Origin of the sequence: Campylobacter concisus (assembly GCF_003048615.2) — a bacterium.
Taxonomy (GTDB): domain Bacteria; phylum Campylobacterota; class Campylobacteria; order Campylobacterales; family Campylobacteraceae; genus Campylobacter_A; species Campylobacter_A concisus_C.
Genome location: NZ_CP049263.1, coordinates 686711 through 699076 on the forward strand (window position 1 = coordinate 686711; position 12366 = coordinate 699076).

Genomic DNA, 12366 nt, shown 5'->3' on the forward strand with positions numbered 1-12366 from the left:
CCGTTTTAGTAAAGACCGAAAGTTCCGTCTGTTCTTTTGTAGATGACGCGCATTTTGGCATCGACATCGTTAAATACGTAAAATTGTTTATCGCTTGATTTTAGTTTATCAAGCGCTTCTTCTACCTCAAGAGGTTTGTAAATTTCAAGCTCCATAGGCACGATCTCTTCGACACCTTCGATCTTTTCTTCGCCTATTCTAGATCGAAATTCTTTATCATCAGCCTTACCTTTTACGGTAAATTTCTTATCGTGCTCTCTTCTTAAAACTTTTGAAGCCTTTTCAATAGCAAGATCGATCGCTGCATAGAGATCTTTATCTTTTTGGCGAACGACTATCGTGTCTTTATGTGCCATATTTAGAGAAAATTCTGCATTAAAGCCCTTTTTACCTTGCTTTTCATCTGCTCCTACTATGCATCTTGCTGAGATGATGTCAAGGTTGTACTTGCCAAGGGTGTCAAAAGCGTCTTGGATGTAGTTTTTGATGGGCTCTGTTAGCTCAAATTGTTTTCCTACAATGCTTATGTTCATCGCAATCTCCTTTATAGAAAGTAAGATGATTATAACACGACGAAACTAAAAGCAAATTAAAGTAAAATCTTTATAAAATTTTAAAGTTTCTGAAGAGTTCGTTTGTGAAAATTTATAGGATTTAGTGCTTTTCCTGGTTTTGATGTTACATAGACATCAAGCATAACATTACCAGTGCTTGCCATGCCACTAGTTCCAGGCATAACAGATGGAGGAGTGCATATGCCAATGTCTCCAAAATATGTTATCTCTACATCAAAATCAAACATATCATTAAACTCGCCGCTTACTTTATCTAAACATTTATTTGAAAAGTTTGTTCTAAAAATTTCATATATAGCGTATTCTGCTGCTGATTGAGCAATGAGTTGCGCTTGCTCTCTTAGATAAATTTCACTACTTTGTCTGGCTGACGTACTAGCTATTGAAAGAGCAAGAGTACCAATAGATGCTGCAACTACCAAAAAAAATATAGCCGCTAGTAATGTAAAACCTTTTCTCATTAGTACACCGCCTTTGATTTGCATATAGTTATCTCTGATTTTTCTGCTTTTACACAAAGTTTAAGTGCTATTACACCATTTTTTTCAGTAAAAACAAATCTAGTCACGCGCTTGGCTAGTGTCGCACTTTCGGCTGTGATGTCTTTAGGCGAGGATCCTCCAAAATTTTTAAAGCTTTCGTTTAGCCATGGTCTATAATTGTAGTAAATTTTAAGATCAAAAACACCATCTTTTTCATCTTGGGTGCTTTGATTGCCTGGTGCTATTGCTATGGCTGTATATGCGAGCTTATACTGCTCTGAGATTTTTTTGTGGGTAGCAAAGTTGCTTGAAATTTTAAGTGTATCGATTGATTTTATACCAACTTTTGCTATATCTAGGTCACTTTCGTGAAAAGTATCTTGATAACCAAAGCTAGAAGAAACTTTATAAAGTATGCCAGAAAATATCGCTACTAACCCGCTATTTTCGTTATTTGCATCTATGCATCTATCATTGCTGGTTATATTGTCATTATCATCGTTATCTTTTTTGCAAGTTAGATCTTTTACGCTATTTTTAAAAGCGTCATTAAATTTACTTCCTGGGCTTTTTAATCCATTTGCGACTGAGCTATTTGCAAGATCAACGTATCCGCTATATAAGCCTTCTTCTACGATATCATTTCCGCTTGCATCAGTCCCTTTATATTCACCTACGCCGTTAAATAGCTCATACGCAGCAGGAATAAACTCCAAAATTTCAAAATCATTGCTTAAATTTACACCACTATCGTTTAGTGCTAGATAGTCCCCATTTTGCTTTCTTGCTATGACACTTTGTTTTATTCTATGGCTAAGAAGTGAGGAAATTTGCTCTAGTGCGATCTCGCTTTGTGTCTCTATGTCGTTTACGGTTTTGCTTTGAAAGTAGTTTTGGTATAGATTCATAAGAGTATTAAAGCTCATAAGTGCGATGATACCAAGGACTGTTATAACTATTATTAGTTCAAGTAGTGTAAAAGCTTTTTTTACTTTTTTCATTGCCACTCTTTCACGCTTAAAGTTCCACTCTCGCCCACGTTAAATGCATATCCATAAAATACATTTTTGATCTCTTCATTGCCTGAGCCGTGTTTAAAAAGAGAAGTGGTGATCTTTATTTCATTTACATCTTTTTGATTTATTGGGTTTGCTGCGTTTATTATAAATTTGTCCGTACCCTCTTTTACTTCAGATTTCATACTTATATCTACGATAAAATCACGATTTTTACGGTCAGAGGTTGTTGAGTTTATAGTTTTAGTACGGCCATCATAGTAAGATTTTATAGTCTTAATGGCTAAATTTGCGCTGGTTGTAGCTTCTGGAAGTGTTGAGTTGGCTGGCTTTTGAGAACATGGAATAGGTGTTGAATGCTGATATGGATAGGCTAGTATCCTGTGTCCATCGCCTTTTATGCCACTGTCGTTAAAAAAATTTGGATTAGCTCCATTGGGCTCACATATGATAAGAGGGTAGGTTATCGCTTCTTCCATATGGGTTGCAGGATTTGCACTTCCTGCAACTAATACTTGCGGCGCAAAAGGCGCTTTTAATATGAGTGACATATATGTTTTTGCGCTCATTACGCCTTCTTGCATCAAGGCTTGCTCGCTTAAATTTGAAGTTGTTTTTATAGCTAGCGGCAGGCTCACACTTACTATGGCTACTACAAGTACTGATAAGATAAGCTCTATCAGTGAAAAGCCACTTCTTTTTACCACTCAATCCTCCTATTTGTCTTATCAACTACATCTAATTGACTGTTGCTATTATTTATCTTGCCTATAAAGCTACCTTCATTACTCTTAGTATTATCTTTATTTAATGTCTTACCAGCCCAGTCACCATTTGGCACTAAGAAATTTAAATTAAAGTTATTCGTTATAGCATTTTCATCAAATTCATTATAAAGTAGCCACTTTGGTGCTTTCATCTTAGTTACATCAGTAACTGCTGATGGATTGCTTACAAATATTATCTGTTCACCATTATTTATAGCACTTACATTATTTCTTAAAACAGTCATACTATAAGTGTTTGTAAAACTAAAATCATTAAATCCAAGAGCTCCTGCACTATGATTAGGATTAGTACTCCAAAAGATTGCGGCTGGGAAATCTTTCCAAAAAGCTCCACTACTATCTTTCATATAGATATTTTTGTTACATCCATCACAATATGCGCCATAGTAAATTTTAGCATTAAATCCACTATAAAGACCTTCATAAAATGGAGCATAAACTCTACCGTAGTAAAATTTAGCTGTTGTTTCATTTGGTGATTTAGTATATATCTTTGATATAGTTGAGTTATCTTCTATACTACTAAAAGCAAAGTCATTACTAGAAACTGTAAAAGGATTTTTAGCATGATTTATCTTTCTTGTAAAGTTGAAATTTACTTCACCCTTTGCTTTGCCATTTACAAAGGTTGATATGCCTACATAAAATCTATTTTTTGAAACACCAGGACCAGTTACTTTTTTAGTGTTTGAGCTAGGAATTTCAAAGAATAATAGCTCTTCATTTGCCTTTGCTAATGTACCAGCATTGCCATTATTATCAGTAAAATTTAAAGGTACTCTATCAAGCTTTATATCAAAGCTAGTGGCTCTTGCATAGCAGCCATCTTTATAGAGCCTTGCAGCTTGATTATTACCAAGCTTTGCTACTACATCAAATGTAAGTTTTGCCTTTTGTACACCTTCGCTATCAAGATATGTTACTTCATCATCTTTTTCTATCTTTAGATTACTTATTTGTATCTCTTTTGGTTTAAAAAGATAATCTTCAACATCTTCTATTTTTATATTACATCCAACTCTTCCTTCAGGATCTTGTGTAGGATCATTGCTGGTTGAACCTCTTACGCAGTCATCTTCTCTTGGAGATGTGTGCTGGTCAGTTGAAGTGTAGCTTTTATCTAATATATAAAAAGAGGTGTCTCCTATGTCTGAATATGAAAAACCTGATATTACACTTCCGCTTGATGTATGGCGTGAAATTTGACCAATTCCATCAGAAAAATTTACACTTAGCTTATTCTCGCTTGCTAAAAAGCTAGGATCACAAGTAGCAGTGCTTGCTGGCTTTAGTGCTATCTCTCCATTAGTACCATCTATATTATGAGTATAGCCTCTTGCTATATGAGTATCATCTGGCTTCATAGCAGCAATGGCTATGTTGTTATAAACTTCTCCGCCAACAAGAGTAAATGATCCAGTTCTTTTTGTGTTACTATCAGTATTCCATAGTCTAAAGTGATGTGGTCTAACTGCAAAGTCATCTAAGTCTTGACATGCTACTTTATTAGTGTTTGATGAAGGATCAAAGTGCGAAATTCTAAGTCTAACACTTTTATATGCTTTATCTATTTTAATATTTGGAATTAAAATTTCACTAATTCCATCAAATCTTATATCTTTAGTAAGTAAAACTTGATCTTGATCAGTAGCAGGAGCTGCACAACTAGTAACTACCTCTACTTTAACATCTACTGGAGTATCAGGTATTCTTTTATTACCATCTGGTCCATAGTTTGTGATATATAGGTTAAATGGCTTAGTAACTATTTGAGTTAAGAGCCTATTTTTATATTTGTTTTTAAAAGTAGGTGAGCCATCATCTTGTTTATTGCTTGGGATGAAGTCGTTGGTAGTGATTGTCGCAGGGATTTTAATGTCATAATTGTAATCACTGCATTTTTTTATAGTAGTATCGTATGGGGCTAGTCCTAGAGCAGAATTTGCAACAGTTGCTTCATAGCTATTTGGTTTATAGTCTGATAACAAAGTGGCTTCAAATGCGGCGTAAGCATAGTTTAGGTTGTTATGAAGCATATTACCGCCTTTATTTGTAGCTGCATTTTCACCTAGATAAAATGTTAAAGTATTTCCACTTAACTGCTGAAGACCAGTGTTGTCGTGATAGTCTTGATATTCAGACATTTCAAGAAGATTGCTAGATATTGAGTTTCTGTTTTGGACTATATAGGTTGTATTTGAGTTATATGTTTGGCTTGGATCGATGGTAGCTTTTAATGCAAAATTTTCAGCGTTTTCGTTTGTATCATTAGTTACTTGAACGACCGTTTTTAACACAGTGTTTTTGTTTAGTTTAACGCTCGTATTTCTTTTTACTTCTCTAAATATCTCCTCTTCTGGTTGTTTGTAGTAAAGAAATTCTTCGTAGCATGCACCTGGCTTATAAACTTCAGTAGAAAAGGCGATCATGCCGATGTTTATTCTATCTCCTTCGTATGTGCCTCCAGTAGGTCTAGAGCCAGTAGCTTCTAGTCGAAGCTCTACGGTCTTTTGTTTATTTGTTAAAAGGTTTGATATATCAAATATATCTAGATCCATTTGATTGTTGTACTTCTTGCTAGCATCAGCATATTGACCAAATCTAGTAATAGATGAGTTAAATTGTTTTCTATCCGGGTTGAGTGGATCTTTGTATACACTTTTAAAGCCATTTTTGTTGATGGCTATGTTTTCTCCTTCTACTTCAGATCTGCCACCAAAGCCAAGAAAACTTAGTGTTGATTTTACCTGGCCGCTTGTTGGAGTAAAAAAATTACTAAATGTTAAATAATAAATTTGCCTACTATCATCTTGTGTAGCTCCAAATTTAGGATTTATATTAACCATACCATCATATAAATTTATGGCCTTCGTTTTGACGCCGTTCGCCTCTCCTTCTTTGCCAAGATCATAAACTACAACTAGACTCCATCCACCAAACTGAGCTACGCCTAAAGCCGAGTTCCACTGCCCATCACCATAAAGCACAGATCCATAAGGCCAAGTAAAAGTTTTTGATGATGTTGGTGAAGCAAAATGTAATGTAAAAGAGTCTTTATATAATGTCTCTATGCTTGAAGCTATCTGACCTACAGTAAATTTACTTTGAGCGATTTTTTTATTAATAAGGCTTGCCTTTACTATCTGAGTTACATCAGCACTTGCTTGATAGACAAAATATAATCCAGCCCTACCACCAGTAGTATGGGAGCCTAATGGAGGAAGGCTATCGCTGGTTATTACATATTCATTTCCGCTAGAAAAGGAGCTGGTCCATTTGACATCATTTACATTGGCGTTTATACTGTGTATCAAGTTATCTGGAGTTTTAAATTTTACGCTTGAGTAACCAGATATTACATCTAAAAATTTATCTACTATTGTGTTTAAATTAGTTTCAGTCCATGGCTTGTATATGCTACCACCCCAATATAGCCTCGCATATACTATATGTTTGCCTTCTGTATCAGTCTGTTCGTGTGTGCTTTTATCATCAAGAGTAAATTTTGCACTTGATGAGTTTTGAAATTTTGATGTAGATGAAAAAAGGGACAGGTCTTCTTGAACAAATTCTTTTTTTGCTAATGGAGAGGCAGTGGTTGTTGGATCAAAGTTGTACCCACCTTGTGTATCTATAGGCTTTATGACACTAGCACCGATGACATCCATATCGCCAACAATGCTTTTGTAGTTTATTCTATTCCTAAGCTCGTTATTGCCTGTATTGTCATCTTTGTATCCTGTTACATTTTCTGTTTGCAGTGGATTTGAACTAGTTATATATAGCATACTTGCTGCTGCAGGGACTTCTTTTATGCAGTGTAAAAATCCATCCGCATCAGTCCTGCTGATATCTGATGGTGCGCATGATCCAAAAATAGATATAAAAGATATAAAAAGCAAGCAAAGCGATCTCAAACTACAATCTCCTTAATGTAACTAGCATAATGGCATCTTGCCAAGGACAAGCAAAGGAGAAAGTATATCCTTTTAGTGCTAAAGCTTTTCTTACTTCTTTTGTATTTTTTAGTGATACTTTTTTAGAGAAAATATCAAACAAAATAGTGCTTAAAGAGAGAGTTAGAGTGCTAGCTATCGCTACCACTCAATCCTCCTATTTGTCTTATCAACTACATCTAATTGACTGTTGCTATTATTTATCTTGCCTATAAAGCTACCTTCATTACTCTTAGTATTATCTTTATTTAATGTCTTACCAGCCCAGTCACCATTTGGCACTAAGAAATTTAAATTAAAGTTATTCGTTATAGCATTTTCATCAAATTCATTATAAAGTAGCCACTTTGGTGCTTTCATCTTAGTTACATCAGTAACTGCTGATGGATTGCTTACAAATATTATCTGTTCACCATTATTTATAGCACTTACATTATTTCTTAAAACAGTCATACTATAAGTGTTTGTAAAACTAAAATCATTAAATCCAAGAGCTCCTGCACTATGATTAGGATTAGTACTCCAAAAGATTGCGGCTGGGAAATCTTTCCAAAAAGCTCCACTACTATCTTTCATATAGATATTTTTGTTACATCCATCACAATATGCGCCATAGTAAATTTTAGCATTAAATCCACTATAAAGACCTTCATAAAATGGAGCATAAACTCTACCGTAGTAAAATTTAGCTGTTGTTTCATTTGGTGATTTAGTATATATCTTTGATATAGTTGAGTTATCTTCTATACTACTAAAAGCAAAGTCATTACTAGAAACTGTAAAAGGATTTTTAGCATGATTTATCTTTCTTGTAAAGTTGAAATTTACTTCACCCTTTGCTTTGCCATTTACAAAGGTTGATATGCCTACATAAAATCTATTTTTTGAAACACCAGGACCAGTTACTTTTTTAGTGTTTGAGCTAGGAATTTCAAAGAATAATAGCTCTTCATTTGCCTTTGCTAATGTACCAGCATTGCCATTATTATCAGTAAAATTTAAAGGTACTCTATCAAGCTTTATATCAAAGCTAGTGGCTCTTGCATAGCAGCCATCTTTATAGAGCCTTGCAGCTTGATTATTACCAAGCTTTGCTACTACATCAAATGTAAGTTTTGCCTTTTGTACACCTTCGCTATCAAGATATGTTACTTCATCATCTTTTTCTATCTTTAGATTACTTATTTGTATCTCTTTTGGTTTAAAAAGATAATCTTCAACATCTTCTATTTTTATATTACATCCAACTCTTCCTTCAGGATCTTGTGTAGGATCATTGCTGGTTGAACCTCTTACGCAGTCATCTTCTCTTGGAGATGTGTGCTGGTCAGTTGAAGTGTAGCTTTTATCTAATATATAAAAAGAGGTGTCTCCTATGTCTGAATATGAAAAACCTGATATTACACTTCCGCTTGATGTATGGCGTGAAATTTGACCAATTCCATCAGAAAAATTTACACTTAGCTTATTCTCGCTTGCTAAAAAGCTAGGATCACAAGTAGCAGTGCTTGCTGGCTTTAGTGCTATCTCTCCATTAGTACCATCTATATTATGAGTATAGCCTCTTGCTATATGAGTATCATCTGGCTTCATAGCAGCAATGGCTATGTTGTTATAAACTTCTCCGCCAACAAGAGTAAATGATCCAGTTCTTTTTGTGTTACTATCAGTATTCCATAGTCTAAAGTGATGTGGTCTAACTGCAAAGTCATCTAAGTCTTGACATGCTACTTTATTAGTGTTTGATGAAGGATCAAAGTGCGAAATTCTAAGTCTAACACTTTTATATGCTTTATCTATTTTAATATTTGGAATTAAAATTTCACTAATTCCATCAAATCTTATATCTTTAGTAAGTAAAACTTGATCTTGATCAGTAGCAGGAGCTGCACAACTAGTAACTACCTCTACTTTAACATCTACTGGAGTATCAGGTATTCTTTTATTACCATCTGGTCCATAGTTTGTGATATATAGGTTAAATGGCTTAGTAACTATTTGAGTTAAGAGCCTATTTTTATATTTGTTTTTAAAAGTAGGTGAGCCATCATCTTGTTTATTGCTTGGGATGAAGTCGTTGGGTCTTAACGGATCGACGCTTATATCATAGTAATAATCACTACACTTGTTAATGTAGGTATCATAAGAGGCTAGGTTTATACTAGAATTTACAATTGTTGCTTTATAACTGTTTTGCTCAAATTTTGATTTAAGAGCTGCTTCATATATAGCATATGCGTAGTTGCCTTTATTGTGTTTTAGCTTGCCACCTATGTTTGTATTGGCATTTTCACCTAGATAAAATGTTAAAGTATTTCCACTTAACTGCTGAAGACCTGTGTTGTCGTTATAGTCTTGTTGCCCAATCATAGTTTCGGAGTAGCTAGATATTGTTGTTGAGCTAATGATCTTTGTCGAATTTGGTTTATATGTTTGGCTTGGATTGATTGTGGTTTTTAGAGCAAATTCGTCAGCATCTTCATTTGTATTATTAACTGCTTGAATAACTGTTTTTAATATGGTATTTCTAGGTACGCTAATAGGCGTATTCTTAGCTACTAGTGTAAAATTGCTTTGTCCAGGCTCTTTTTTGTAGATGTATTCCATATAGCAAGCACCAGGTCTATAAATGCGTGTAGAAAAGCCAACCATAGCTAAATTTACACGGTCTGCGCTCACTATACTTGAGCTGGCATCTTTTTTTGTTGAAACTGTAAATTTCATCTTAATCTCAGCTTTTGTTTTATTAGGCTCTATATTGCTTGATATGTCAAATATGTCTAAGTCAACTTGCGTATTGAAGTCTCTGCCAGGATTTATATTTTGCCCAAATTTCGTCATAGTAGAGTTAAACTGTTCGCCTTGGGCATTATTTGCACTAGTTATGCTTTCATAGTTGGCACCCTTTTTTATCTGTATGTTTTCACCTTTTACTTCTTTCTTGCCGCCAAAAGATAATACTGTAAGTGCAGCATCCATATTCCCAGTCTTTGGAGTGTAGATATTGTCAAATGTGGTTTCTATAGTGGATGATTTTATGGTGCCAGGTGCTTCGTTGATTCTTATCAAGTCCGGGGCAAGCTTTTCGAGACCGTCAAAAATACTAACTAGCTTTGGCTCTATATTATTTGTTATAGCGGTTTCATCGTCAAAGTCATATATAATAACTAAACTCCATGCTGCGTATTGTCCTCCGATAGTTTGTAGCCAGTATCCATTGTTATAGACGTTACTATTTGTGGCTGGACCAAAAAGCAATGTACCCCACACTGGAGCTAGTGTTACATTTACACCGCCAGGTTTAGTAAAATATGCATCACTTGGATCTATAAAATCGGGTTTGGTTGGTATTGTGGTGGCTCTTATGTTTCCAGCATAAAACGTTCTATCTTGTGAAGTAGTGCCAAGAGTGTCTTTTACGATATCAGTTACATCTACACTTGCTGCATAGACGTAGTTTATACCAGCCTTTGCTGGAGTTTGGTGGTCTCCTGATTGGTTATATGCTTCTATTGTCATTGACTTTGGTCTATATTCGCTAAAAGAGCCTAGCCAAAAGACATCTTTTGGATCAGCATCTAGTGTCACAACAGGTCTTCCTGGTGCCTTAAAGTCTATCTTGCTATATCCTTTCATATATTCTAATGCAGTTTTGATAAAATTTGGTCCACTTTGTACTTTCCAATTTTGGTATATAGAGCCACCCCAGTAAAGTCTAGCATAGACTACATTTTCGCCTTTTAAGTGTCCTTGTATAAAAGAGCCTTTATCGCTAAAGTCAAATGTAGATGAGGCGGAATTTTTGCAGTAATTAATATTACTTGGATTATATACATAATCACTTTGGCAAAGAGTGTAATTACTTTGAGCAAAATTTCCATCATTTAAAAATCTTCTATCAGCTGTTACTGTCATTTTATACACATCAGATGAAGTTGGAACAAAGTTATATCCATTATACTTTGGTATCATAACAGTTGCGCCGATCGTTGCCATATCACCATTTACTCTTGTGTTTAGGTTGCCATTTATAACTCTTTGTTTTAACTTAGGTGTTTTGTCGTCTAATACAGTCGTTAATGGTAATGGCGTAGAACCTGAAACGTAGACATGGTAGTGGTCGTACCCTCTATTTACAGTATCTACTGTCCATGTTTTTTGAAATGTTTTTATACAGTGAGGGATATTTTTAGAAGAGCCGTCTTGATACTCTTCCGCATCTATATAACAAGAGTATTGTGCGCCACTACAACTAATAGCAGCAGCTTCGGCAGGAGTGCAATCTCTAGGTGCACAAAAACTAAATACAAAACCAAGACAAAATATAAGCAAATGCCTTAGCATAACTCACCTCCCCCAAAGCCATTGAAAAATGAGAAATGATTTTAAATTTCTTTAACTACTTTTGTATGAAATTTTCTATCATCTCGGCTTGTCCGTATTGTGGATACTTTGTAACGTCAAGCACTACTTGAGATAAAGTCATATTGTCCATATTGCAAACGATAGGAGCCACGAAATTCACGGTTGATTTCTCAAGAGGGAGGGCAACTACGATAATGTTGTAAATTCTAAGTTGTGAGCTCTCTTTAATGTCCATAAGCTCTTCGTAGTAGCTTGGGATGTCAAATTCATAACTTCTTAACGCAAAAGGATTTATCATTGTAAAAGATGTTTCGTCATCTTTACTTGCTAACTTAACAAAAAATTTATCGAGCTCAATCAGTTCCATCGTCTTGATATGCTCAAAGCCTAAAATAGGGCTTTTAACACTAAAAATCATACTAACTCCTGTTTTGTAAAATTGCCTTATTTTAGCATAGTTTTAAAAAATTTATACAAAAATAATGCCAAAAAATGTAAAATAAGCGAATTTAAAATTTTTAAGGAAAAGCATGAAAAAATTTTCTAAATTTCTAGCAGTTGTAGCTCTTTTAGGGCTTTTTAGTGGTTGTGCTGAAAAATACACCGAACTTTACAATCTAACTCCAGACGAGTGGTACGCTCAAGTTATCGCTGACATAAAAGATGGCGATCTGGAGTCAGCTGATAAACACTACGTTTCAATGGCTAGCGAGCACGTTGCAAGCCCGCTTTTGGAGCAAATTTTACTCATCCTTGCCCAAGCTCACGCAAATGACGAAGAGTATCTCATGGCAAATCACTATCTTGATGAATACATCAAAAGATACGGCGATAACGGCCCAAAAACAGAATTTGCTCAATATCTAAAGATAAAAGCAAATTTTGACTCATTTACCCAGCCAAACCGCAACCAAAAGCTAATGGAGGATAGCGTAACTGAAATCGAGAAATTTCTTTATATGTATCCAAATACCGAGTATAAGCCGCTTATTGAGACCATGCTTATCAAATTTAAGCTAGCCCTTTACTTCTTAGACATGCAAATAGCAGATCTTTACAAGAGAACTGGCCGTGACGTTTCGGCTAAAATTTACGAGCAAAAGCTAGAAGAGTCGCCGTTTAAAAACTCAGACCTTATCAAACCTGACGTGGCATGGTATAGAAAACTGTTTGAATAGGAGAAA

At 35.0% G+C, this 12366-nt stretch carries 9 protein-coding genes; 1 reads left to right on the top strand and 8 read right to left on the bottom strand.

The genetic code is table 11. From position 1 onward, the window contains the following. Positions 1 to 5: 5 nt before the first annotated feature. The 8 genes from hpf to fliW all read right to left on the bottom strand — a co-directional run bounded on the left by hpf (position 6) and on the right by fliW (position 11600). Positions 6 to 533 carry a ribosome hibernation-promoting factor, HPF/YfiA family gene (gene hpf, locus CVS89_RS03545; RefSeq protein WP_021086441.1) on the bottom strand — a complete coding sequence of 176 codons (528 nt, stop codon included), beginning with the start codon at positions 531 to 533 and terminating at the stop codon, positions 6 to 8. 80 nt (positions 534 to 613) lie between these two features. Next, positions 614 to 1036 carry a type II secretion system protein gene (locus CVS89_RS03550; protein ID WP_107848214.1) on the bottom strand — a complete coding sequence of 141 codons (423 nt, stop codon included), beginning with the start codon at positions 1034 to 1036 and terminating at the stop codon, positions 614 to 616. After that, positions 1036 to 2058, bottom strand: coding sequence for a type II secretion system protein (locus tag CVS89_RS03555; RefSeq protein ID WP_103571296.1), 1023 nt, complete (start codon positions 2056 to 2058; stop codon positions 1036 to 1038). Before CVS89_RS03555 ends, CVS89_RS03550 begins: the two co-directional genes overlap by 1 nt. After that, the gene (locus CVS89_RS03560; protein WP_107848215.1) at positions 2055 to 2780 is read right to left on the bottom strand and encodes a type II secretion system protein; all 726 of its coding nucleotides are present in this window, start codon (positions 2778 to 2780) and stop codon (positions 2055 to 2057) included. Before CVS89_RS03560 ends, CVS89_RS03555 begins: the two co-directional genes overlap by 4 nt. After that, positions 2774 to 6778, bottom strand: a complete 4005-nt coding sequence (locus CVS89_RS03565) for a hypothetical protein (RefSeq protein WP_107848216.1) — start codon at positions 6776 to 6778, stop codon at positions 2774 to 2776. The genes CVS89_RS03560 and CVS89_RS03565 overlap by 7 nt, the downstream gene beginning before the upstream one ends. Before the next feature lies 1 nt (position 6779). Then, positions 6780 to 6965 carry a hypothetical protein gene (locus CVS89_RS03570; protein WP_103590794.1) on the bottom strand — a complete coding sequence of 62 codons (186 nt, stop codon included), beginning with the start codon at positions 6963 to 6965 and terminating at the stop codon, positions 6780 to 6782. Further along, a complete protein-coding gene (locus CVS89_RS03575) occupies positions 6959 to 11161 on the bottom strand; it encodes a hypothetical protein (protein ID WP_107848217.1) in 4203 nt (1400 codons plus the stop codon). Before CVS89_RS03575 ends, CVS89_RS03570 begins: the two co-directional genes overlap by 7 nt. Before the next feature lie 55 nt (positions 11162 to 11216). Continuing rightward, complete coding sequence (gene fliW, locus CVS89_RS03580) at positions 11217 to 11600, bottom strand: flagellar assembly protein FliW (RefSeq protein ID WP_012140104.1); 384 nt, start codon at positions 11598 to 11600, stop codon at positions 11217 to 11219. Between the two features lie 112 nt (positions 11601 to 11712). On the opposite strand from fliW, the gene CVS89_RS03585 reads away from it, so the two are divergent. Continuing rightward, on the top strand, positions 11713 to 12360 hold the full coding sequence (locus CVS89_RS03585; RefSeq protein WP_021084369.1) for an outer membrane protein assembly factor BamD: 648 nt from the start codon (positions 11713 to 11715) through the stop codon (positions 12358 to 12360). Positions 12361 to 12366: the final 6 nt, after the last annotated feature.